This is a genomic window from Pseudomonas sp. PA-6-3C, from assembly GCF_021605825.1.
In the GTDB taxonomy this organism is placed as follows: Bacteria; Pseudomonadota; Gammaproteobacteria; order Pseudomonadales; family Pseudomonadaceae; genus Aquipseudomonas; species Aquipseudomonas edaphica.
This window is the reverse complement of sequence record NZ_WKDV01000002.1, coordinates 237,157-261,176: the sequence shown is the minus strand read 5'-3', so window position 1 is coordinate 261,176 and position 24,020 is coordinate 237,157. Positions and strand designations below refer to the sequence as shown.

Below are 24,020 nucleotides of genomic sequence, written 5' to 3'. Positions count from 1 at the left end.
ATGTTCTTTGCAAAAACTAATTACATAAGCGGGCCGCGCGCAAGCCAGCGCCCGCTTTCGCAGATCACCTGGCCCTCAAGCTCAAGCTCGGTAAGCGCCGCCAGTATGTGGGACAACGGCCGCCCGCTGGCAATCGCCAAGGCCTCGCTGGTGAGGGGCGCCGCGTGCAACAGCGCCACCAGCGGATGGGTGACCGGCATCGGCGCCGGGCGGGACAACGCCTGCCAACCGCGCAAGCCGTCCAGGATGTGCTCGATGGACTCCACCAGCGTCGCACCGTCGCGAATCAACTGATGGCAGCCCTTGGCGCCCGGATGATGAATGGAGCCCGGAATCGCATACACCTCACGCCCTTGCTCGGCGGCAAGCTTGGCGGTGATCAGCGAACCACTGGCCATGCTGGCTTCCACCACCAGCACCCCCAGCGACAGGCCGCTGATGATCCGGTTGCGCCTTGGAAAGTTGGCGGCCTGGGGCGCGGCGTCCAGCGGAAACTCGGAAACCACCGCGCTGCCCTGGGCAATCATCGCGGCGGCGAGCTGGCGGTGGCGTTGTGGATAAAAATTTTCGAGGCCGGTGCCGAGCACGCCGATTGTCTGCCCCCCGACATCTAATGCCGCTTGGTGCGCAGCACCGTCGATGCCCAAGGCCAAGCCACTGGTGATGACAAAACCGGCGCTTGCCAGGCTGCGCGAAAAGGCGGTGGCAGTGTCCATCCCAGGGCGTGATGCACGGCGACTGCCGACCATGGCCAACTGCGGTTTTTCGAGAATGTTTGGCTCGCCGGCAACGAATAATAACGGCGGTGCATCGTCGATCTGCGCCAGTAACGCAGGGTACTCAGGCTGGTCCCACATCAGTAAATGCTGGGCCGGGCGCTCCAACCATGCGAGCGCATCACTGGCGCCATCTCGAATTTCAGGGCTGCGCCTGGCATCGGCGCTAATGGGTGGCAACCCGAGAGAACGCCAGGCACTCGCCGGGGCGCTGATGGCCTTGGAGGCAGAACCAAATGCGTCAATCAATACACGAAAACGCTTGGGGCCCAGTTCCGGCAGCCTGTGCAAGCGTAGTCGGGCTTCCAGTTCTGCAGGGGAAATTTCAGGGCTGTTTGTCGGATACATTTGATCGTCCTTGATCTGAACAAGCTGTGGATAACTCTGTTGGTAACTTATTTAGCAGGCTATTTATTGCGTTTGTCGGGCAGTCTCGAATCGATCCATGACCGCGAGTGAACGCGAGGCTCTGAGCACCAGGCCATAACTGAGTTTTTCGTAGGTGCGAAACACCAGCAGCGTGCCGGCATCTTCATCGGGGAGTTGGGCCGGGGCGCCAGAGAGGCTGTCGCGTACGCTCACGCCGGCCTTGATCACCGTGAGCAGGTGGCCTTCGGCCAGACCGTCACGGCGGCCCTTGTTCAAGGTCACGGCATCCATTACGCCGATCTGGGTGACACCCTTGGGAATATCGATAATGTGCCCTTCGATGAAAGTCGCAGGCTCCCGGTTAGCCCATTCGACGGGCGGTTCGGCACGCAGCAAGCGGTCGCCTGGGCGCACTTCCTGGGTCACCCTTTGCACGGCCAGGGTGCTGAGGTCGCCCGCCAATACAAAGCGTGCGCTGCCGATGTCGTCGGCATTGATGCCCAGCAGCTCCTGGGTTTGCGGGTCGGTGTAGGTTTTGCCGCGACGAAAGATCCCATAGTCCGGCTGGGCCGGGTCCAGGTCACCGCGGGCATGCACGCGCTCACCGTTGGCGCCCAGGACTCGCCCCGCGTCGGCGGCAACAATGTAAGGGGCGTTGTCCAGGTCCTGGGGTGTATCGAAAATGCGGTTGTGCAGCAAGAAGTGGCGGATGGCCTGTTGCGTCGCCTGTTCCAGGCGCGGGCCGGGCTGGGAAACCAGGGCCATGGCGAGCGGCGCCCACAACAGCAAGACGAGTAGCGATTTCCTCATGGGGTCAATCTCCTTTATTATGTGCGTTCGCGTGAAATGCCAGAGCCTTAGCGGCTTTCGAACCTTTCACACCGGCGGTCTGGGTCCATCCCAACGCCGATTTGCCTCTACCTCACATGTGCAGCAATTACGCTTATGGCTATTTTGAACATCCTCGAATTTCCCGACTCGCGCCTGCGCACGATCGCCAAACCGGTGGCCGTAGTGGACGACAAGGTTCGTCAGTTGGTCGATGACATGTTTGAAACAATGTATGAAGCCCCGGGCATCGGCCTCGCCGCGACCCAGGTCAACGTGCATCAGCGCGTCGTGGTCATGGACCTGTCGGAAGATCGCAGCGAGCCGCGGGTGTTTATCAACCCCGAGTTCGAACCGCTGACCGAAGAGATGGGCGAATACCAGGAAGGCTGCCTGTCAGTGCCGGAGTTCTACGAGAACGTCGAACGCCCGCTGCGCGTGAAGATCAAGGCCCTGGACCGTGACGGCAAGCCCTACGAACTGATCGCCGAAGGCTTGCTGGCAGTGTGCATTCAGCATGAATGCGACCACCTCAACGGCAAGCTGTTTGTTGATTACCTGTCCACGCTTAAACGCGACCGGATCAAGAAGAAGCTGGAAAAAAAGCATCGCCAGCAAGCTTGATGCCCTTCTTCCAAAGGCTTGCTGCGGCAAGCCTTTTTCTTTTGTGACTGTTTTTAACCGAGAACTCCCATGACCGAGCCACTGCGCATTGTTTTTGCCGGCACTCCCGAATTCGCTGCCGAACACCTCAAGGCGCTGCTTGCCAGCCCTTATGACATCGTGGCGGTGTACACCCAGCCGGATCGCCCGGCCGGTCGCGGGCAAAAACTGATGCCAAGCCCGGTCAAGCAGTTGGCGCTTGAACACAACATCCCTGTGCTGCAACCGCCAACCCTGCGCAACGCCGATGCCCAGGCGGAACTGGCGGCGTTGAAGCCCGACTTGCTGGTGGTAGTGGCTTACGGTTTGATCCTGCCTCAAGCGGTGCTGGATATCCCGCGCCTGGGCTGCATCAACAGCCACGCTTCGTTGCTGCCGCGTTGGCGCGGTGCGGCGCCGATCCAGCGCGCCGTCGAAGCCGGTGACCTTGAAAGCGGTGTGACCGTGATGCGCATGGAGGCGGGTCTGGATACCGGCCCGATGCTGCTCAAGGTTGCCACCCCAATCACGGCTGAAGACACGGGCGGCAGCCTGCACGACCGCTTGGCCGAACTTGGCCCGCCCGCCGTGATCCAGGCCATCGCTGGCCTGGCGGCCGGCACGCTGGAAGGCGAAGTACAGGACGACAGCCTCGCCACCTACGCACACAAACTGAATAAAGACGAAGCGCGTATCGACTGGAACCTCCCGGCCGTTGAGCTGGAACGCCTGGTGCGTGCCTTCAACCCGTGGCCGATCTGCCACAGCACCCTCAATGGCGAAGCGTTGAAAGTGCTGGCCGCCACCTTAGTGGATGGCAAAGGTGCTCCGGGTGAAATCATCGGCGCCAGCAAGGACGGCCTGTTGGTCGCCTGCGGTGAACAGGCGCTGTGCCTGACCCGCCTGCAATTGCCCGGCGGCAAGGCGCTTAATTTCAGCGACTTGTTCAACAGCCGTCGTGAGAAATTTGCCTTGGGCACGGTTCTCGGGGCGGTCGCTCAATGAACCCGCGTCTGGCCGCCGCCAAGGCGCTCGCTGCCGTACTCAACGGCAAGGCTTCGCTGAACAGTTCGTTGCCTACACAAATGGACAAGGTTGAAGACCGTGATCGCGGTTTCACCCAGGACCTGGCCTTTGGCACCGCCCGCTGGCAGCCGCGCTTGTCGGCCCTGGCGGCCAAGCTGCTGCAAAAGCCGTTCAAGGCCGCCGACGCCGATGTAGAGGCGCTGCTGCTGGTGGGCCTTTATCAGTTGCTCTACACCCGCGTGCCGGCTCACGCCGCCATCGGTGAAACCGTCGGCTGCGCCGACAAGCTGAAGAAGCCGTGGGCCAAGGCCTTGCTCAATGCCGTACTGCGTCGCGCCCAGCGTGAAAGCGAAGCGCTGCTGGCCGAGCTGGAACATGACCCGGTGGTGCGCACAGCGCACCCGCGCTGGCTGCAAAAATCCCTGAAAGCCTTCTGGCCCGAGCAATGGGAAGCCATTTGCGCCGCCAACAATGCGCACCCGCCGATGATTTTGCGGGTCAACCGTCGCCACCACAGCCGTGACGCCTACCTGCAATTGCTCACCGGTGCCGGCATCAGCGCCGCGCCGTGCGTGTACAGCGTCGACGGCATCGTGCTGGAAGCGGCCACCGACGTGCGCAGCCTGCCGGGCTTTGCCGAAGGCTGGATCAGCGTGCAGGACGAAGCCGCACAATTGGCCGCCGACCTGCTCGACCTGGCCCCAGGCCAACGCGTACTGGACGCCTGCTGCGCGCCGGGCGGTAAGACGTGTCACATTCTGGAAGTCGAAAAAGACCTGGCCGGTGTAGTCGCCGTCGACCTGGAAGCCAAGCGCCTTGTGCGCGTGCGTGAAAACCTTGCACGCCTGGGCCTGAGCGCCGAGCTGATCGCCGCCGACGGCCGCGACACCGCCACGTGGTGGGACGGCAAGCCGTTCCAGCGCATCCTGCTCGACGCGCCATGTTCCGCCACTGGCGTGATCCGCCGTCACCCGGATATCAAGCTCACCCGCCAACCCGACGACATCGCCGCCCTGGCCGTGCTGCAAGGCGAACTGCTCGATGCAATGTGGCCAACGCTGGAAGTCGGCGGCATCCTGCTCTACGCCACGTGCTCCACGCTGCCGACAGAAAATACCGAGGTGATCCAAGCCTTCCTCGCCCGTACCAGTGGCGCGCGGGAGCTGGACCTCGCCACGGCGGCCGGTATCAAGCAGCCCCACGGCCGCCAACTGCTCGCGCAGGAAGGCGGACACGATGGCTTCTATTACGCCAAACTGATCAAGATTGCTGCCGCACGCGGCTAATGGGTTTAAGGGAGTGACCGGATGAAAATCATCATCCTTGGTGCAGGGCAGGTCGGCGGCACGCTGGCCGAGCATTTGGCCAGCGAAGCCAACGACATCACCGTGGTCGACACCGACAGCGAGCGCCTGCGCAACCTGGGCGACCGCCTGGACATCCGTACCGTGCAAGGCCGTGCGTCATTCCCGACGGTGCTGCGCCAGGCCGGTGCCGACGATGCCGATATGCTGGTGGCGGTGACCAACAGTGACGAGACCAACATGGTCGCCTGCCAAGTCGCCCATACCCTGTTCCACACGCCCACCAAGATCGCCCGCGTGCGCGAAGCCGCCTACCTGACCCGCGCCGGTCTGTTCGACAACGATGCGATTCCGGTGGATGTGCTGATCAGCCCCGAACAGGTAGTGACCCACTACATCAAGCGCCTGATCGAAATTCCCGGTGCCTTGCAGGTCATCGACTTTGCCGAAGGCAAGGCGCAACTGGTGGCGGTAAAGGCTTATTACGGCGGTCCGCTGGTGGGCCAGCAACTGCGCCAACTGCGCGAACACATGCCGAATGTGGAAACCCGCGTGGCGGCGATTTTCCGTCGCGACCGGCCGATCCTGCCCCAGGGCGATACGGTGATCGAAGCGGACGACGAAGTGTTTTTCATCGCTGCCAAAGCGAATATTCGTGCGGTGATGAGCGAAATGCGTCGACTCGATGAGAGCTACAAACGCATCGTCATCGCTGGCGGCGGGCAGATCGGCGAGCGCTTGGCCGAGGCCATCGAAAGCCGCTACCAGGTGAAGATCATCGAGATGAACCCGGCACGCTGCCGGCATTTGTCCGACACCCTCGACAGCACCGTGGTCCTGCAAGGCAGCGCCTCGGACCGTGACCTGCTGATGGAAGAAAACATCGCCGACGCCGATATCTTCCTGGCCCTGACCAACGACGACGAGGCCAACATCATGTCCTCGTTGCTGGCCAAGCGGCTGGGGGCGAAGAAGGTGATGACCATCATCAACAACCCGGCCTACGTCGACCTGATCCAGGGTGGCGACATCGACATCGCCATCAGCCCGCAGTTGGCCACCATCGGCACCTTGCTGGCCCACGTGCGCCGTGGCGATATCGTCAGCGTGCACTCCCTGCGCCGGGGCGCGGCGGAAGCCATCGAGGCGATTGCCCATGGTGATTCAAAGTCGAGCAAAGTGATCGGCAAGGCGATCCGCGATATCGGCCTGCCGCCGGGCACCACCATTGGTGCGATTATTCGTGATGAAGAAGTGATCATCGCCCATGACGACACGATGATCGCTACGGGTGACCATGTGATTCTGTTCCTTGTGGATAAAAAGCACATTCGCGATGTGGAGAAGCTGTTTCACGTGGGGCTGAGTTTTTTCTAGGCAGGAATATTTCATTGTGGCGAGGGAGCTTGCTCCCGCTCGAGTGCGAAGCGCTCGCAAAATGTTGGGGGACTGCTGCGCAATCCAACGGGAGCAAGCTCCCTCGCCACAACAGCCTTTTTTCGCTCAAGGTGATAATAAATGCTCGAATCCCTGGAAAAAATGCTCGCCAAGGGTGTGGATAATTCATTGCTGCGCTTTGGCTTGGGCAAGGGTTATCTGGACTTGAAGGACAACGCCAAGGCGGCCGAGCATTTGCAGAAATGCGTCGAGTTCGACCCGAAGTATTCGGCGGCGTGGAAGCTGTTGGGCAAGGCTCAGCAAGGGCAGGGTGATAACGCTGCAGCACGGTTAGCTTGGGAAAAGGGCATAGAAGCAGCCCTGGCACATGGCGACAAACAGGCTGAAAAAGAGATGACGGTGTTCCTGAAGAAACTCGATCGCCTGGCCTGAATTGATCCCTGTGGGAGCTGGCTTGCCTGCGATAGCATCACCTCGGTATGGCTGAAAAACCGAGTTTATGATCGTTCCCACGCTCTGCGTGGGAATGCAGCCCTGGGCGCTCTGCGCCTGCCCTTAAAACCGTGACGCGGAGCGTCACAGGCGGCGTTCCCACGCGGAGCGTGGGAACGATCACGTGGTCAGTACCAGCGCTCTTCACCCGGCGGGCGTTTCTTGAAGCGCTTCATGCTCCACATGTACTGGCTCGGGTAGGCGCCGACATAACGCTCCACCACCTTGCTCATCGCCGCGCAGGAGGTAGCCGTGTCGGTGCTGTACATATCTTCCGGCGCTGCTTCCAGAATCACTTTGTAACCCGAACCGTCCGGCAGCCTCAGGGCATGCAGGAACACGCCAACAGCCTTGTGGCCTGCGAGCATGTTCGGCACAAACTTGCTGGTCAGCGCCTGGGTGGCGAAAAACGGCACGAAGATGCCCGCAGATTCCGCCGGCTCCGGGTCAGCCGGAATACCCACCTGACCACCTTTGCGCACTTCCTTGATCACACTGAGGATGCCTTCCTTGGTGGACGCCGCCACGCGGTTACCCAACTGCACCCGCTGTTTTTGCAGCAACTCATCCACCGCCTTGAGCTTGGGCGGGCGGTAGAAAATGATCGGTTTGCACTGGTTGCAATAGAAGTGGTTCAACACTTCCCAGTTGCCCAGGTGGCTGGTGATGCCAACCACGCCTTTGCCTGAGGCCAATGCCTCATGCAGCACTTCCAGGCCTTCGACTTCGCGCACCAGGTCGATGGAACGCTGTGCCGGCCAGATCCAGGCGCAAGCGCTTTCGGTCAGCGACTTGCCGATGTCCATCAGGCTTTGGCCCACCAGACGCTCGCGGGCGGCCGGGTCCATGTCCGGGAAGCATTTAGAGAGGTTGATCCGCACCGTGTCGCGGGAGCGGTTGGGGGTTTTCCACATGATCCAGCCAATCGCCGTGCCGACGGCCTGGACAGCGCGCCAGGGCAGCAGGGCAAACAACCGAAGAGCGCCTACCAGCAAGGCGCCTTTAAACTTTTCCACAGGTCACTCCTGATCGTGTGTGGTGCGCAAAGCGGGCATTCTAACCGGCGTTGGCCAAGTCCGCGTAACGGTCGCAGTCCTGAGTGTGGTCCATGACCATGCCCGAGGCCTGCATGAACGCGTAGCAGATGGTCGGGCCGACGAAGGTGAAACCGGCTTTTTTCAACGCTTTACTCATGGCTTCAGCCTCGGGGGTAATCGCCGGGACTTGGCTGCGATCGGTAAAGTGATTGACCTTGGGCACGCCGCCAACAAAGGACCAGAGCAACCCCACCGGATCTTCCAGCGCCAGCCAGGCGGCGGCGTTGCGGCGGGTGGCGTTGAGCTTTAGGCGGTTACGCACGATGCCTGGATCGAGCATCAGTGCTTCGATTTCAGCATCGGTCAGCCTGGCCAAACGCTGCGCATCAAAGCCGAACAAGACCTTTCGATAATGCTCGCGTTTGCGTAAAACGGTGATCCAGGACAGGCCCGCCTGGAACCCTTCGAGCAAAAGCAACTCGAACAAACCCTGCGCATCGCGCAGCGGCGTTCCCCACTCCTGATCGTGATAAGCCATGTACAGCGGATCTTCAGAACACCAAAAGCAGCGTGGCATAAGGCTCCAGGGAGTGGTGGCAGGGCCGAATCGGGTATACTCCCGCTCTTTAAATCGCAGCCCAAGTAACAGGTGAATTTCGTGAGCCAGCCTACGCCAGCCGTGCGTACCTTCCAAGACTTGATCCTCGCCCTCCAGCAATACTGGGCCGAGCAAGGTTGTGTGGTACTTCAGCCCTACGATATGGAAGTAGGCGCCGGCACTTTCCACACCGCTACATTCCTGCGGGCCATCGGCCCGGAAACCTGGAACGCCGCTTATGTGCAGCCCAGTCGTCGCCCGACTGACGGCCGCTACGGCGAAAACCCGAACCGTCTGCAGCACTACTACCAGTTCCAGGTGGTATTGAAGCCGAACCCGGATAACTTCCAGGAGCTGTACCTGGGCTCGCTGAAACATGTCGGCCTGGACCCACTGGTGCACGACATCCGTTTCGTCGAAGACAACTGGGAATCGCCAACTTTGGGCGCCTGGGGCCTGGGCTGGGAAGTCTGGCTCAATGGCATGGAAGTGACGCAGTTCACGTACTTCCAGCAAGCCGGCGGCATCGAGTGCTACCCGGTGACCGGCGAGATCACCTACGGTCTCGAGCGCCTGGCCATGTACCTGCAAGGCGTGGATTCGGTCTACGACCTGGTGTGGGCTGACGGCCCGTTCGGCAAAGTCACCTACGGCGACGTGTTCCACCAGAACGAAGTGGAGCAATCCACTTACAACTTCGAACACGCCAACGTCGACAAGCTGTTCGAACTGTTCGACTTCTATGAAAGCGAAGCCAAGCGCCTGATCGAACTCGACCAGCCGCTGCCGTTGCCGAGCTATGAAATGGTGTTGAAGGCTTCCCATACCTTCAACCTGCTGGACGCCCGCCGTGCCATCTCGGTGACCGCGCGCCAGCAATACATCCTGCGTGTACGCACCCTGGCGCGTTCCGTCGCCCAAGCCTACCTGTTGGCTCGCGCCAAGCTGGGCTTCCCGATGGCAACCCCGGACCTGCGTGATGAAGTGTTGGCTAAGCTGGAGGCTGCACAATGAGTGCTCAAGATTTCCTGGTTGAACTGGGCACCGAAGAGCTGCCACCCAAGGCACTGAACACCCTGGCCGATGCGTTCCTGGCCGGTATCGAAAAAGGCCTGCACAGCGCTGGCCTGAAGTTCGCCGCGAAAAAAGTCTACGCCGCGCCACGTCGCCTGGCGGTGTTGCTGACCGCGCTGGAAACCCAGCAGCCGGACCGCAGCATCAACCTCGACGGCCCACCGCGCCAGGCGGCTTTTGATGCTGAAGGCAATCCGACTCAAGCCGCCCTTGGTTTTGCCAAGAAGTGTGGCGTCGAGCTGAGTGAGATCGACCAGAGCGGCCCGAAACTGCGTTTCAGCCAGGTCATCACCGGCAAGCCAACGGCAAGCCTGTTGCCGACCATCGTTGAAGACTCCCTGAACGACTTGCCTATCCCCAAGCGCATGCGCTGGGGTGCTCGCAAGGAAGAGTTCGTGCGCCCAACTCAGTGGCTGGTGATGTTGCTCGGTGACCAAGTCATCGACTGCACGATCCTCGCCCAGAAGGCTGGCCGTGATTCCCGTGGTCACCGCTTCCACCATCCAGAAGCCGTGCGCATCACCTCGCCGGCCAACTACGCCGCCGACCTGCGTGCCGCTTACGTGTTGGCCGATGCCAACGAGCGTCGCGAGCTGATCAGCAAGCGCACCGAAGAGCTGGCCCGCCTGCAGGAAGGCACCGCCATCGTGCCGCCAAGCCTGCTCGACGAAGTGACCGCGCTGGTTGAATGGCCGGTGCCGCTGGTGTGCTCGTTCGAGGAGCGTTTCCTCGACGTGCCGCAAGAAGCGCTGATCACCACCATGCAGGACAACCAGAAGTATTTCTGCCTGCTGGATGTGGACGGTAAGCTGCTGCCGCGTTTTATCACCGTGGCCAACATCGAAAGCAAAGACCCGCAGCAGATCATCGCCGGTAACGAGAAAGTCGTGCGCCCGCGCCTGACTGACGCCGAGTTCTTCTTCAAGCAAGACAAGAAGCAGAAGCTCGAAGACTTCAACCTGCGCCTGCAAAACGTGGTGTTCCAGGAAAAACTCGGCAGCGTCTACGACAAGGCCGTGCGCGTTTCCAAGCTGGCCGCCTACATTGCCCCACGCATTGGCGGTGACGCTGCCTGGGCAGCCCGCGCTGGCTTGCTGTCCAAGTGCGACCTGGCCACCGAAATGGTCGGCGAGTTCCCGGAGATGCAAGGCGTCGCCGGTTACTACTACGCCCTCAACGACGGCGAACCGGACGATGTGGCCCTGGCTCTGAACGAGCAGTACATGCCGCGCGGCGCTGGCGCTGAGCTGCCGAGCACCCTGACCGGTGCGGCCGTGGCCATCGCCGACAAGCTGGACACCCTCGTCGGTATCTTCGGTATCGGCATGTTGCCTACCGGCAGCAAAGACCCGTATGCCCTGCGCCGTGCGGCTTTGGGCGTGCTGCGTATCCTGATCGACAAAAAGCTCGACCTCGACCTGACCCAGGCCGTGGTGTTTGCAGTCGGCCAGTTTGGCGCCAAGGTCAAGCAAGCCGGGTTGGCCGAGCAAGTGCTGGAGTTTGTGTTCGACCGCCTGCGTGCGCGTTATGAAGACGAAGGCGTGGACGTTTCCGTCTACCTGTCGGTACGTGCCCTGCAACCGGGCTCGGCGTTGGACTTCGATCAGCGCGTACAGGCCGTACAAGCCTTCCGCAAGCTGCCGGAAGCCGAGGCTCTGGCCGCCGTGAACAAGCGTGTGTCGAACCTGCTGAGCAAGGCCGACAACCTCGGCAATGCCGAAGTCGACCCTGGCCTGTTTGCCGATGCCAAGGAGTTCTCGCTGAACTCGGCCATCGCCAAAGCGGAAAACGCGGTGAAGCCGCTGCTCGCCGAACGCAATTACGCCGAAGCACTGGCGCGCCTGGCCACCTTGCGTGAGCCGGTGGATGCGTTCTTTGAAGCGGTGATGATCAATGCCGAAGATGCTGGCGTGCGGAAAAACCGCTACGCCATGCTGGCACGCCTGCGCGGCTTGTTCATCAACATCGCTGACATTTCTGTACTGGGCTGACCATGTTGAAACTGCTGATTCTCGATCGGGACGGAGTGATCAATTACGACTCCGACGCTTACATCAAGTCGGTGGCGGAATGGATTCCACTGCCCGGCTCGATCGAGGCCATCGCGCAGTTGAGCAAAGCCGGCTGGACGGTGGCCATCGCCACCAACCAGTCCGGCATCGCCCGCGGTTATTACGACATCGCCACCCTGGACGCCATGCACGCGCGTTTGCGCGCGTTAGTGACCGAGCAGGGCGGTGAGGTGGGGCTGGTGGTGTACTGCCCCCACGGGCCGGATGAAGGCTGCGAGTGCCGCAAACCCAAGCCTGGCATGTTGAAAACCATTGCAGAACATTACAAGGTGCCGTTAGCTGGGCTATGGTTCGTCGGGGACAGCCTCGGTGACCTGGAGGCGGCCAAAGCCGTCGACTCTCAGCCAGTTTTGGTTAAGACCGGGAAAGGCGAAAAGACCCAGGCGAAAAACCTGCCGGTGGGCACTCTGATTTTTGACGATCTGGCGGCGGTTGCCGCAGAACTTATTAACAACTAGCCGCCCTCGACTTCCTGAACAAGGATCGCTCGGGAGTGTGCTTTTAGCAGGCGGGCCATGTCCCGCAACGGTAAATGCTGCCATGTCGATTTTGCAGGCCATCAGAACCTTCTTCTTTTACCTGCTGTTGGGCACCAGTTCGTTTCTGTGGTGCACCCTGAGCTTTTTTATCGCGCCGTTCCTGCCGTTCAAGGCGCGTTATCGCTTTATCAACGTTTATTGGTGCCGCTGTGCGTTGTGGCTGACCAAGGTATTCCTGGGCATCCGTTTCGAGATCAAGGGCGCTGAAAACGTCCCGGACCAGCCCTGCGTGATTCTGTCGAATCACCAGAGCACGTGGGAAACGTTCTTCCTGTCCGCGTACTTCTCGCCTCTGAGCCAGGTGCTTAAGCGTGAGCTGCTGTACGTGCCGTTCTTCGGCTGGGCGATAGCCATGCTGCGGCCGATCGCCATCGACCGTGACAACCCCAAGGCGGCGCTCAAACACGTGGCCAAGAAGGGTGACGAGCTGCTCAAGGATGGTGTTTGGGTGCTGATCTTCCCGGAAGGTACGCGTGTGCCGTTTGGCACCGTGGGCAAGTTCTCACGCGGCGGTACTGCTTTGGCGGTCAACGCCCATCTGCCGGTGCTGCCGATTGCGCACAACGCCGGCAAATTCTGGCCGAAGACCGGTTGGGCCAAGCGTGAAGGCACTATCACTGTGGTCATTGGCGAGCCCATGTACGCCGAAGGTGAAGGGCCACGCGCCATTGCCGCACTCAATGACCGCGCACAGGCGTGGAATGAAGCGCAGCAACGGGCCATGGGTTCGCTGCCTCCAGAGCCGGTTGTAGTCGAGACACCTGCGATTTAGTGATCTGTGGATAACCTGTGTACGGTTTGTTGGCGAAATGGTGTTTTTGCCTCATAACAAGCTGATTTACTTACATATTTCCAAAGCTCATAAAATCGCGAAAAACGTGCATAAGTTTTTCCCGCATAAAAAAACCGGTCCTTGTGACCGGTTTTTTATGCGCCGTGAAAAAGTACGTTTTTCAATCCTCGAGTAACGGCAGTTGCAGGCTGAAAGTCGAACCCTTACCCACCTCGCTTTCACACTGAATGCGACCGCCATGGCGCTCCACTACAGCTTTGACCATGGTCAACCCCAACCCCAAACCTTCACTGCCTTGGGCCGAATCGAAGCGTCGGTATTGGCTGAATAGCTCGGGCAAATCCTCTGGCGCAATACCGGGTCCTTGATCGCTGATGCGGCATTCCAGCCATCCTTGCGCGCTGCCGTGGCTCAAGGTGACGGTAGTACCGGAAGGGGAATACTTGATCGCATTCTCCAGCACGTTGAACAACGCTCGGGTCAGCAGCGATTGATCGGCGTACACCATGCCTTCATCGGCTTCGTCCAGATCATGAACCAGGTGGATGCCTTTAAGTTGGCCAATGACCGCCACTTGATCGAAAGCATCCATAACCAGCATGGCAAACAGCGTGGGCTGAAACTGGTAGCCATCGGCCTCAGCTTTGGCCAGTTGTACGAAGGATTCAGTCAGGCTCAGCGCGCGCCTGACCTGTTGCTCGATCTGAGCAAACACCGGCGACTCACCGCCATGCACATCCAGCAGCGCCAGGATCGCCGAGTGTGGCGCACGCAGGTCATGGGACAGGAAGCGCAGCATGGTTTCGCGGTGCTGCTGCGCTTCGCGCTCTTTGCTCAAGTCTGTGAGGCTCATCAGCCAGCCGAGGGCGACGTCGCCTTCAGCCGGCAGCAAAGGGGCAAGTTCAATGCGCAGGCTGCGCTGATGGATGTCGCGAAACTCAACGAGTTCCAGCGCTGAGAGAGCAGGGCGCACGCCATTGTGCAGCGGCGGATAACCCAGGTCGGCGAGTTGTTCGAGGAGGTTTTGGTTGACCAACTCATTACTGAACACCTCACGCGCAATCCGGTTGGCCAGCAGGATGCTGCCTTTGGGGTCGGTAATCAGCGTGGCCACCGGCAGGCACTCCAGACCGTCGGCCATAAACCGCCGGGTATCGCGTGTACGGCTTACCGCTTGTTCCAGGGCAAAGATCCGCGCTTGCAGCACATCGCCCTTGCTCGCGGGCGCACGACGACGCTCAGGCAGTACTTTGGGTTCGTTATCCAGCCGCGCAAGCTCCCAGCCGAAGTAGGCCAGGATCACGCTGAGGCGCCGCCAATTCCATATCAGGTAGCTGAGCAGCAAACCAATCAGGCACGCGGCCGGTGACCACCAGTGGCCCTGGCGCAGCAACACCCACGCGCCGAGCAATGCGGTGGCCATGCAGCCCAGGGTCATCCAGAGCGCGTAGCGTGGGCGATACAACAACAGGCCCAGTAACAATGCCACCCAGGCAGTCGCCATCAAGGCCGACACCGCGCCGGGTAGATCAACGATGCTGCGCCCTTGCAGCAGGCCGTTGAGCACGTTGGCCTGGATCTCAACACCCGCCGTGGTGCCGACAGTCGAGGAGAGTGGGGTGACGAAACGATCGCCCATGCCGGACGCAGTGGCGCCTACCAGAATAAGCCGACCCCGCAGCCGTTCAGGGTCGACCTCACCGCGTATAACGCTGGCGTAGGAGACCGTAGGAAAGCGGGTGTCGGCAGCGATGAACGGGATCCGAATGGCGTGCTCCCGGTGCCAGGACGGGTTAATCGGTTGCTGAGGTTCTCCTGGCATCTCAGAGGCCTGGCCGCTCAATGCATAGGCCACCCACGCCAACTGCGGCGTGGTGTCACCGGGTGGGCCTTCACGCATAAACAGGCTGCGCACCACGCCGTCACTGTCGGCTTCAACATTGATATGCCCGAGACCTTTAGCACACTTGAGCATCGGCAACATTTGCGCGTCCGGCGTGCTGTAGTTCGCCGCTTCCTCACGCAGCAACGGCAGTACCACGTTGCCGGCGTTGCACACGGCGGCTGCGAGGCGTTGGTCGTTGGCAGGCACACCGGGCTCACTGAAGATCACATCGAAGAGGATGGCCGCTGGCTGCGCGGCGCTCAGGCGGTCGATCAGGTCGGCGTGCAAACTGCGCGGCCAGGGCCAGCGGCCCAACTCTTTCAGGCTAGGATCGTCAATGGTCACCAGCACGATGCGCGGGTCTACCGGCAACGGCGCCAGGCGCCTGAGGCTGTCATACAGCGGGTTGTTCAGCGCCAGGCCCGGGCTCAACGAGAGGTAGGCCGTCATTGGCAATAACAGCAAACCTATCCACAACCACTCGCGCACCAGGCCGTGGAACAAGCGCTGGGCATGAGTGGGCTGGCGTTTCTCGGCCTTGTGCCAAAGCATCATGGATTAACCATCGCTGGCCTGTACCTGAGTGGCGGGTGGGTAATAGAAGATGTCATAGACCCCGGTTTCTCCCTCCAGGCCCTGCGCGTCGTAGGCGGACAAACGCACGTGGTAAAACGATGCTTTGAGCCCAGTGAAGCGCATTTTCGGCTCACTGGAAAAGTTTTCCTGCTTGATGTTCATAAAGGCTGAGTCGGTCGCGACTTGGGCGCGGTAGCGCTGTGCACCGGGTAATGGCCGCAGGTACAGGCTCCAGACTGGCGACTGACCTTTTTGGCCATCCTGGCCGATTAATACAGGCGCGGGCAAAAGCGCCACGGGCTTGAGTTCACCTTGTTGTCTGATCAGCAGACCTTGGCGTGCGTCCACCTTCACTTCGGCTGCGGCGTTGCTTGCTGCACGGTTAACCGCTACCTGGCCATTCAGCACCTCCAGCACGGATTGCTCGCCGTCATTGCGCACGCGAAAGTGCGTGCCACGCACGCCCAGAACTCCGACGGGCGTCACGATCTGAAAACGGTCGTAGTCACTGGCCCGTTTGATCACATAGGTCTCGACCTGGCCCTGTTCCAGAATGACCTGGGGAATCGCCTGTTTTTCCACCCAGTGCAGCCGCACCTGTGAACTGGAGGGCAGCACCACACTGGAACCATCACCCAGGCGCAGGCTGACGAAAGCCGATGTCGAAGTCTTCACGCCTTCTTGCTCATCAATGCTCATCCCTTCCAGTAGAGGCTGCGCCCCGCCTTTGGCATCGAGCTTCCAGGCTTCACCCGTCAAATGCTGCACAACTGCAGGCAACGGGTGCGCACGGCACAGGAACGGCTCGTCAATATAAGCAGGGCGATAGGGCGTTGCAGCCTGGGCTGTACCGATGACCAGGGCCAGTAACGCAGGTAGGGCACAGCATAATCGATAGGCAGAACAGGTCATGGAGCTCATCACCCGAGTAGTTTCAGACGGCATCTGACCTCAGCACATACAGGTCTACGGCAGCGCATGTGTCGGCTGATCCTTTTCCTCAAGGGTAGGAGCCGGTATCTTTCGCCTGGTAGGTACGCAAGACTTTAAACGGGTTTACGGCCCTTTGATATCAGCGTACCGATAGATCCTGTGAGCATTGAGTCTGGCCATAATTATTCAGATTCAACCACAGGCATCTGTGCATTACCTACGCGATTGAACAGACCGTCGGCTGTCGTATTTTTTGTAGAAAGGACCCACCCATGCGTGTCGCAATACTGGACGACGAACCCGCTGAATTGCGTCGGGTTGAACAGACGCTGCGACAGATCCCCAGCACCGCAGAGCAACCCTGGTCCCTGCATTTCTTCGAACGCGGTGAAGACCTGCTGCGCCAACTGCGCCGCGAAACCTTTGACCTGTTGATACTCGACTGGCAACTGCCCGACATCACGGGCATCGCATTGCTGCGCTGGACGCGCGAGCACATGGACTCACCTCCCGCCGTAATCATGTTGACCAGCCGAGATGCCGAGAGCGATATCGTCACCGCACTCAACAGCGGGGCGGATGATTACGTCAGCAAGCCGTTTCGGCCAAACGAACTCAAGGCTCGGGTCAACGCCGTGCTACGCCGCCATGGGCTGCAAAAGCCAGCGACTAATGAGGTGCAGAGTTTCAACGACCTGACCTTTGATGATGCCGAACTGACGGTGACGCGCGCGGGTAAGCCGATCAATCTCACTGAGCGTGAATACCGCCTGGCCAGTTGCTTGTTCGCCAACCTGGCTCGGCCACTGTCTCGGGAATACCTGTATGAGCGGTTTTGGAGCCATGAAGAAATGGTCTCCTCACGGCCACTGGATACACATATTTATCGGCTGCGTAACAAGCTGGGGTTGACCGCAGACCGGGGCTGGCAGCTGCTGACCATCTACGGGTATGGCTATCGGTTGGAGAGTGTGGCGGCGGCCCAAGGTTAAAAACAGTGATGTTCCACGTGGAGCAATTGTAAAACGCTTAAGTTTCACCCAATAAAAAAGGCCAACGCTGAGCGTTGGCCTTTTTGTTTTAGCGGGTAGCCTGATCAGAAATCCAGGTTAGACACCGCCAAGGCGTTGCTCTCGATGAAGTCACGGCGAGGCTCGACCGCATCACCCATCAGGGTGTTGAAGATCTGGTCTGCGCCAATGGCGTCTTCGATGGTCACGCGCAGCATGCGACGCTGAGCAGGATCCATGGTGGTTTCCCACAGTTGATCCGGGTTCATCTCGCCCAGACCTTTGTATCGCTGGATGGTGTGGCGCTTGGTGCTTTCAGCCATCAACCAGTCCAGGGCTTCCTTGAACTCCTTGACCGCTTTCTTACGCTCGCCACGCTGGATGTAAGCACCGTCATCCAACAGGGTGCTCAATTGCGCGCCGAGGGTAACCACGGTCTTGTAGTCGTTGCTGCCGAAGAAGTCGCGGTTGAAGGTGACGTAGTTCGACAGGCCGTGGGAGATCAGTTCAACCTCCGGCAGCCACACGTTACGTTCACGGTCTTCACGCAAGCTGGCTTTGTAAACCAGGCCAGACTTCTCGACGGTGCGCAGACGTACTTCGTACTGAGCCAGCCAATTCTGCATGTGGGCGTGATCGCCCAACTGCTCCAGGCTCACGGAAGGCAGGTAGATGAAGTGCTCGGTCAGCTCCTGAGGGTACAGGCGCGACAGACGCTTGAGGGTCTTCATTACCATGCGGAAGTCGTTAACCAAACGCTCCAGCGCCTCACCGGAAATGCCCGGGGCTTCGTCGTTCAAGTGCAGGCTGGCATCTTCCAGGGCCGACTGCGTCATGTACTCTTCCATGGCGTCGTCGTCTTTGATGTACTGCTCTTGCTTGCCCTTTTTCACTTTGTACAACGGCGGCTGAGCGATGTAGATGTAGCCACGCTCGATCAGCTCCGGCAACTGACGGAAGAAGAAGGTCAGCAGCAGGGTACGGATGTGCGAACCGTCGACGTCAGCATCGGTCATGATGATGATGTTGTGGTAACGCAGTTTGTCGATGTTGTACTCATCGCGGCCAATACCGCAGCCCAACGCCGTGATCAAGGTGCCGACTTCCTGAGAGGAAATCATCTTGTCGAAGCGGGCCTTCTCGACGTTGAGGATCTTACCCTTCAACGGCAGGATAGCCTGGGTGCGACGGTTACGACCCTGCTTGGCGGAACCGCCAGCAGAGTCACCTTCCACCAGGTACAGTTCGGAGAGGGCAGGGTCCTTCTCCTGGCAGTCAGCCAGTTTGCCCGGCAGGCCGGCGATATCCAACGCGCCTTTACGGCGGGTCATCTCACGGGCTTTACGCGCCGCTTCACGGGCACGCGCCGCGTCGATCATCTTGCCGACAACCAGCTTGGCTTCGTTCGGGTTTTCCAGCAGGAAGTCGGAGAAGTACTTGCCCATCTCCTGTTCCACTGCGGTCTTCACTTCGGAAGACACCAGCTTGTCTTTGGTCTGGGAGCTGAACTTTGGATCCGGCACTTTCACCGAGATAATCGCCGTCAGGCCTTCACGCGCATCGTCACCGGTAGTGGCCACTTTGTGCTTCTTGGCCAAGCCTTCCGCTTCGATGTAGGTGTTCAGGTTACGCGTCAGTGCGGAACGGAAACCCACCAAGTGAGTACCGCCGTCGCGCTGTGGAATGTTGTTGGTGAAGCACAACAGGTTCTCGTTGAAGCTGTCGTTCCACTGCAGGGCGATTTCAACGCCGATACCGTCTTCACGCTGGATGTTGAAGTGGAACACCTGGTTGACCGCAGTCTTGTTGGTGTTCAGGTACTCAACGAACGCACGCAAGCCGCCTTCGTACTTGAACAACTCTTCCTTGCCGCTGCGCTCGTCCTTGAGGACGATACCCACACCGGAGTTAAGGAACGACAGTTCACGAATACGCTTGGCCAGGATGTCCCAACTGAAGTGGATATTCTTGAAGGTTTCTGCCGAAGGCTTGAAGTGGATCTGCGTACCGGTGGATTCACTGTCGCCAACGATTTTCATCGGCTCTTGTGGAACACCGTGGACGTAGGTCTGTTCCCAGATCTTGCCGCTACGGCGAACAGTCAGGATAAGCTCTTCGGACAGAGCGTTCACCACCGACACACCTACACCGTGCAAACCGCCGGAAACTTTATAGGAGTTGTCGTCGAACTTACCGCCGGCGTGAAGCACGGTCATGATGACCTCTGCCGCCGATACGCCTTCTTCTTTGTGCACATCGACCGGAATACCGCGACCGTTGTCGCGCACGGTGATGGACTCATCCGGGTGGATGATAATGCTGATGTCGTCGCAGTGACCGGCCAAAGCTTCGTCGATGGAGTTGTCGACCACCTCGAACACCATGTGGTGCAGACCGCTACCATCATCGGTGTCGCCGATGTACATACCGGGACGTTTGCGTACGGCATCCAAACCTTTCAGCACTTTAATGCTGGTCGAGTCGTACGTGTTTTCTTCGCTCATGCCTTCACTCCCGATGGTCGTGGGTCTGGGTGATACGGCCCTGTTCCACGTGGAACAAAGCGACTGGCGTTTCCGTCTGCCAGCCTTCCCTCAATAATTCGTGGTCTACACAGGTGATAAACACCTGGCAGCGTAAGTCTTCCAACAAGCGGCATAACGCGCGGCGGTGCTGCTCGTCGAGTTCGGACGGCAAGTCATCCACCAGATAAATACACTGACCGCGCCGGGCTTGGCTAACCAAATGCCCTTGGGCAATACGCAGTGCACACACCACCAACTTTTGCTGACCGCGGGACAAAATATCCGCGGCATTGTGTGCGCCTAATCTAAGGCGCAAGTCAGCACGTTGTGGGCCTGCCTGGGTATGGCCAATTTGCTGATCCCGCTGCAAGGACGTGGCGAGCACTGCGCTCAGCTCACGTTCTTTATCCCAACCACGGTAGTAGCTCAGCGTCAGGCCCTCGAGATCCAACAACTCACTCAAGGTCTGCTCAAAGACTGGTTTCAAGGCTTTGATATAGGCACGGCGGTATTCATCTATTTCGTCACTGGCCAGGCACAGTTCCCGGTCCCAGGCCGCTTGCGAAGCGGCGTCAAGTGTACCATGCCGCAGCCATGAGTTCCGCTGCCGCAGGGCCTTCTGCAGGCGCTGCCAAGTGGCCATGAAGCGCGGTTCCACGTGGAACACTCCCCAATCGAGGAACTGCCTGCGGATTTTCGGTGCACCTTCCAAAAGGCGAAAGCTGTCTGGGTTGATAAGCTGCAGCGGCAGGATTTCTGCCAACTGTGCAGCACTGCGAGCATTTTGCCCGTCAATGCGAATCTGGAAATCACCGCCGCGATCTCGAGATATCCCCAGGGCGCTGTGCCCACCTTCTGCCAGTTCAACCTGGCCAAACACGGTGCAAGCCAGTTGTTCGTATTGAATCACCGGCAACAAGCGAGCACTACGGAAGGAACGGGCAAGCCCAAGCAAATGGACGGCTTCCAGCACGCTGGTTTTGCCGCTGCCGTTGGCGCCGTAAAGGATATTGATGCGGGGGGAGGGGGAGAAGGTCACCGGGTGCAGATTGCGCACCGCGGTGACCGAGACGCGACTGAGGGACATCTAGCTTCTGCTGAGCATGATTACAGGCGCATCGGCATAACAACGTAAGCCGAGTCGTCATTGTCGGATTCTTGCACCAGGGCACTGCTGTTGGAGTCCGACAGAATCAGGCGAACCTGCTCGGTGGTCATCACGCCCAGTACGTCCAGCAGGTAGCTCACGTTAAAGCCGATCTCCAGCGAGCCGCCATTGTATTCAACGCCGACTTCTTCTTCCGCTTCTTCCTGCTCCGGGTTATTGGCCTGGATCTTCAGCTGACCGTTGGCCAGTTGCAGACGAATACCACGGTACTTTTCGTTAGACAGAATCGCGGTACGGCTGAACGCTTCACGCAGCGCCTGACGATCGCCGATTACCAGCTTGTCGCCACCTTTTGGCAGCACACGCTCGTAATCCGGGAATTTGCCGTCAACCAGCTTGGACGTGAAGGTGAATTCGCCGGTGGTGGCGCGGATGTGGTGCTGACCCAGGACGATGCTGACATTGCCATCCGGCTCGGTGAGCAGACGCGCCAGTTCCAGAATACCTTTACGCGGCACGATGACCTGGTGACGGTCCGGCTGGCCGATGTCAGCACGCATCGAGCACATGGCCAGGCGGTGACCGTCGGTAGCCACTGCACGGATAACGCCTTCAGCGACCTCCAGCAACATGCCGTTGAGGTAGTAACGCACGTCCTGCTGGGCCATGGCGAAGCTGGTGCGCTCGATCAAACGGCGCAGCTTGCTTTGGTCCAGGCTGCAGGTCAGCGAACCTGGGCCTTCTTCGACGGTAGGGAAGTCATTGGCTGGCAAGGTCGACAGCGTAAAACGGCTGCGACCGGCCTTGACCACCAACTTCTGCTCATCAACCTTGATGTCGATCAGCGCATCGTTGGGCAGGCTCTTGCAGATATCCATCAGCTTACGTGCCGGCACAGTGATTTCGCCGGGCTCAGCCGGTTCTTCCAGCTGCACACGACCCACCAGTTCGACTTCCAGGTCGGTACCGGTCAAGGACAATTGCTGGCCTTCGACCACCAACAATACGTTGGAAAGCACCGGCAAGGTCTGTCGGCGCTCGACGACGCCTGCGACCAGTTGCAGGGGTTTCAACAGGGCTTCGCGTTGAATGGTGAAATGCATGGTCTAGTCCCTTGCCTTAATAAGCTGCGCTGGTGTCATCAGGTAGTCAGTGTACGCAGCAGGTTCTTGTAGTCCTCGCGAATATCCGCGTCGGATTCCTTAAGTTCATTGATCTTGCGGCACGCGTGCAAGACCGTGGTGTGGTCGCGACCGCCAAACACATCACCGATTTCCGGCAGGCTGTGGTTGGTCAGCTCTTTGGAGAGCGCCATCGCCACCTGACGTGGACGTGCCACCGAGCGCGAACGGCGCTTGGACAGCAGGTCTGAAATCTTGATCTTGTAGTACTCAGCCACGGTGCGCTGAATGTTATCCACACTCACCAGCTTGTCTTGCAGAGCCAACAGGTCTTTCAGGGATTCGCGAATCAACTCGATGGTGATGTCGCGGCCCATAAAGTGCGAGTGTGCAATGACCCGCTTGAGCGCGCCTTCCAGCTCACGCACGTTGGAACGAATGCGTTGGGCGATAAAGAAGGCTGCATCGTGGGGCAGGTCGACTTTTGCCTGGTCGGCCTTTTTCATCAGGATCGCCACGCGGGTTTCCAGCTCCGGCGGTTCTACCGCAACGGTAAGGCCCCAGCCAAAGCGTGACTTCAAGCGTTCTTCCAGGCCTTCGATTTCCTTCGGGTAACGGTCACTGGTCAGGATGACCTGTTGGCCGCCTTCGAGCAGCGCGTTGAAGGTGTGGAAAAACTCTTCCTGGGAACGTTCCTTGCGAGCGAAAAATTGAATGTCATCGATCAGCAAAGCGTCCACAGAACGGTAGAAACGCTTGAATTCGTTGATTGCGTTGAGCTGCAAGGCCTTGACCATGTCAGCCACGAAGCGCTCCGAGTGCAGGTACACAACCTTGGCATTCGGGTTCTTCTTTAATAGATGGTTACCCACAGCATGCATCAAGTGGGTCTTACCCAAGCCAACGCCACCATAAAGGAAGAGCGGGTTGTAACCATGCTTGGGGTTATCGGCAACCTGCCAGGCGGCCGCGCGGGCCAACTGGTTGGATTTACCTTCGACGAAGTTCTCAAAGGTAAAGGTGCGGTTCAGGTAACTGGTGTGCTTGAGCGCACCTTCCACCTGCACGGTGCGCTGCTCAGCGCGAACCGGTGCTTGCTGGGAGCTGGCGCCGGCCATCGGGTCAAAGCTGTCACGCGACGGTTCTTCATTTATAGGCGCGTTTTTCTGCGACGAGGATTTCGACGGCGCCTGGGCCACGGGCGCCGGCGAGTTATTAACAGGTGCCGGTGCTGCTTGGGCTTGCGACGCAGCAGCAGCCAGCGGCGCATTCGGCGCAGCGCGAGGTGCAGAGCTGCGTTTGCTGCCTATTAATAAGGAAAGCACGGGCGCGATGCCGTTGCCGTGTTCATCGAGCAATTCGAGAACGCGGCTCAGGTATTTTTCGTTGACCCAGTCGAGAACAAAACGATTCGGCGCGTAGACACGCAACTCGTCGCCTTCGGCTTCGACCTGTAGCGGACGGATCCAGGTGTTGAATTGCTGGGCAGGCAGCTCTTCGCGCAAAAGCTCCACGCACTGCTGCCAAAGTTCCACTGACACGGATATCCCCTAAGTTGAAAGCCGGTGAGGCAAAAACAGCCGCCATTGTAGCGGCCAGACGCCCACTTATCCACATGTAGGTTGCTCACAGAGCAGCCAAAATCAACGTGTTAAGTGCAAAAAAGCCGACCAATGGTCTGTGCATAAGCTCTGTGGATAAGCGCACCTAAGCTCGTTGCACAAGTGGGGTCGAAAGTCTGTGGGTAACTGGCCTGTGGATAACAACCCATTCCACCCACAGCTTATCCGACAGCGCAGCACAGGCAGAGCACCGTTTTCCCCCGTACTTGTCATTCTCTGTACAGCAGGTGGAATATGGCCTCAAGGCAGTTATCCACAGATGATCGCCTGCCTAGCTTTTATAAGCTTTACA

General features: G+C 59.4%; 20 protein-coding genes. 10 read left to right on the top strand and 10 right to left on the bottom strand.

The window, feature by feature from the left end; translation table 11 throughout:
- Window positions 1-20: 20 nt before the first annotated feature.
- Window positions 21-1,124 (bottom strand): DNA-processing protein DprA, encoded by a 1,104-nt coding sequence (gene dprA / locus GIW48_RS02990; RefSeq protein ID WP_236461745.1) that lies wholly within the window; start codon window positions 1,122-1,124, stop codon window positions 21-23.
- 63 nt (window positions 1,125-1,187) lie between these two features.
- Window positions 1,188-1,955 carry a hypothetical protein gene (locus tag GIW48_RS02985; RefSeq protein WP_017135147.1) on the bottom strand — a complete coding sequence of 256 codons (768 nt, stop codon included), beginning with the start codon at window positions 1,953-1,955 and terminating at the stop codon, window positions 1,188-1,190.
- 135 nt (window positions 1,956-2,090) lie between these two features.
- Here GIW48_RS02985 and def point away from each other — a divergent pair, with 135 nt between their 5' ends.
- From def to GIW48_RS02960, 5 genes are all read left to right on the top strand, one after another.
- Window positions 2,091-2,597 carry a peptide deformylase gene (gene def / locus GIW48_RS02980; RefSeq protein WP_017135146.1) on the top strand — a complete coding sequence of 169 codons (507 nt, stop codon included), beginning with the start codon at window positions 2,091-2,093 and terminating at the stop codon, window positions 2,595-2,597.
- A 69-nt stretch (window positions 2,598-2,666) separates the two neighbouring features.
- Window positions 2,667-3,620, top strand: a complete 954-nt coding sequence (gene fmt, locus GIW48_RS02975; protein ID WP_017135145.1) for a methionyl-tRNA formyltransferase — start codon at window positions 2,667-2,669, stop codon at window positions 3,618-3,620.
- A complete protein-coding gene (rsmB, locus tag GIW48_RS02970; protein WP_169987931.1) occupies window positions 3,617-4,927 on the top strand; it encodes a 16S rRNA (cytosine(967)-C(5))-methyltransferase RsmB in 1,311 nt (436 codons plus the stop codon). The genes fmt and rsmB overlap by 4 nt, the downstream gene beginning before the upstream one ends.
- Before the next feature lie 21 nt (window positions 4,928-4,948).
- The gene (gene trkA / locus GIW48_RS02965; protein ID WP_099550193.1) at window positions 4,949-6,322 is read left to right on the top strand and encodes a Trk system potassium transporter TrkA; all 1,374 of its coding nucleotides are present in this window, start codon (window positions 4,949-4,951) and stop codon (window positions 6,320-6,322) included.
- 141 nt (window positions 6,323-6,463) lie between these two features.
- Window positions 6,464-6,775, top strand: coding sequence for a tetratricopeptide repeat protein (locus tag GIW48_RS02960; RefSeq protein WP_065932011.1), 312 nt, complete (start codon window positions 6,464-6,466; stop codon window positions 6,773-6,775).
- Window positions 6,776-6,963: 188 nt separating this feature from the next.
- Here the strand turns inward: GIW48_RS02960 and GIW48_RS02955 are convergent, their stop codons facing one another.
- Window positions 6,964-7,851 (bottom strand): lysophospholipid acyltransferase, encoded by an 888-nt coding sequence (locus tag GIW48_RS02955; protein ID WP_017135141.1) that lies wholly within the window; start codon window positions 7,849-7,851, stop codon window positions 6,964-6,966.
- Window positions 7,852-7,891: 40 nt separating this feature from the next.
- Window positions 7,892-8,449: a DNA-3-methyladenine glycosylase I gene (locus GIW48_RS02950; protein WP_017135140.1), complete on the bottom strand. Its 558-nt coding sequence runs from the start codon at window positions 8,447-8,449 to the stop codon at window positions 7,892-7,894.
- A gap of 81 nt (window positions 8,450-8,530) precedes the next feature.
- On the opposite strand from GIW48_RS02950, the gene glyQ reads away from it, so the two are divergent.
- The 4 genes from glyQ (at window position 8,531) to GIW48_RS02930 (ending at window position 12,927) form a co-directional block, all read left to right on the top strand.
- Window positions 8,531-9,484, top strand: coding sequence for a glycine--tRNA ligase subunit alpha (gene glyQ / locus GIW48_RS02945; RefSeq protein ID WP_003187265.1), 954 nt, complete (start codon window positions 8,531-8,533; stop codon window positions 9,482-9,484).
- Window positions 9,481-11,535, top strand: a complete 2,055-nt coding sequence (glyS, locus tag GIW48_RS02940) for a glycine--tRNA ligase subunit beta (protein ID WP_176992448.1) — start codon at window positions 9,481-9,483, stop codon at window positions 11,533-11,535. Before glyQ ends, glyS begins: the two co-directional genes overlap by 4 nt.
- 2 nt (window positions 11,536-11,537) lie before the next feature.
- The gene (gene gmhB / locus GIW48_RS02935) at window positions 11,538-12,074 is read left to right on the top strand and encodes a D-glycero-beta-D-manno-heptose 1,7-bisphosphate 7-phosphatase (RefSeq protein WP_169987925.1); all 537 of its coding nucleotides are present in this window, start codon (window positions 11,538-11,540) and stop codon (window positions 12,072-12,074) included.
- Between the two features lie 82 nt (window positions 12,075-12,156).
- Window positions 12,157-12,927 (top strand): lysophospholipid acyltransferase family protein, encoded by a 771-nt coding sequence (locus tag GIW48_RS02930; RefSeq protein ID WP_236460355.1) that lies wholly within the window; start codon window positions 12,157-12,159, stop codon window positions 12,925-12,927.
- A gap of 181 nt (window positions 12,928-13,108) precedes the next feature.
- On the opposite strand, the gene GIW48_RS02925 is transcribed toward GIW48_RS02930, so the two are convergent.
- Window positions 13,109-15,388: a CHASE2 and HATPase_c domain-containing protein gene (locus tag GIW48_RS02925; RefSeq protein WP_236460353.1), complete on the bottom strand. Its 2,280-nt coding sequence runs from the start codon at window positions 15,386-15,388 to the stop codon at window positions 13,109-13,111.
- A gap of 3 nt (window positions 15,389-15,391) precedes the next feature.
- On the bottom strand, window positions 15,392-16,321 hold the full coding sequence (locus GIW48_RS02920) for a FecR family protein (RefSeq protein WP_236460351.1): 930 nt from the start codon (window positions 16,319-16,321) through the stop codon (window positions 15,392-15,394).
- 293 nt (window positions 16,322-16,614) lie between these two features.
- On the opposite strand from GIW48_RS02920, the gene GIW48_RS02915 reads away from it, so the two are divergent.
- Window positions 16,615-17,334 carry a response regulator transcription factor gene (locus GIW48_RS02915; RefSeq protein WP_017135134.1) on the top strand — a complete coding sequence of 240 codons (720 nt, stop codon included), beginning with the start codon at window positions 16,615-16,617 and terminating at the stop codon, window positions 17,332-17,334.
- Between the two features lie 104 nt (window positions 17,335-17,438).
- Here GIW48_RS02915 and gyrB read toward each other — a convergent pair whose 3' ends face one another.
- From gyrB to dnaA, 4 genes are read right to left on the bottom strand one after another with little or no spacing between them, the layout of a single operon-like run.
- Window positions 17,439-19,856: a DNA topoisomerase (ATP-hydrolyzing) subunit B gene (gyrB, locus tag GIW48_RS02910; protein WP_017135133.1), complete on the bottom strand. Its 2,418-nt coding sequence runs from the start codon at window positions 19,854-19,856 to the stop codon at window positions 17,439-17,441.
- 4 nt (window positions 19,857-19,860) lie between these two features.
- Window positions 19,861-20,964, bottom strand: a complete 1,104-nt coding sequence (gene recF / locus GIW48_RS02905) for a DNA replication/repair protein RecF (protein ID WP_099488159.1) — start codon at window positions 20,962-20,964, stop codon at window positions 19,861-19,863.
- Between the two features lie 20 nt (window positions 20,965-20,984).
- Window positions 20,985-22,088, bottom strand: a complete 1,104-nt coding sequence (gene dnaN / locus GIW48_RS02900; RefSeq protein WP_236460350.1) for a DNA polymerase III subunit beta — start codon at window positions 22,086-22,088, stop codon at window positions 20,985-20,987.
- Between the two features lie 38 nt (window positions 22,089-22,126).
- Window positions 22,127-23,647 (bottom strand): chromosomal replication initiator protein DnaA, encoded by a 1,521-nt coding sequence (gene dnaA / locus GIW48_RS02895; protein ID WP_017135130.1) that lies wholly within the window; start codon window positions 23,645-23,647, stop codon window positions 22,127-22,129.
- Window positions 23,648-24,020 lie beyond the last annotated feature (373 nt).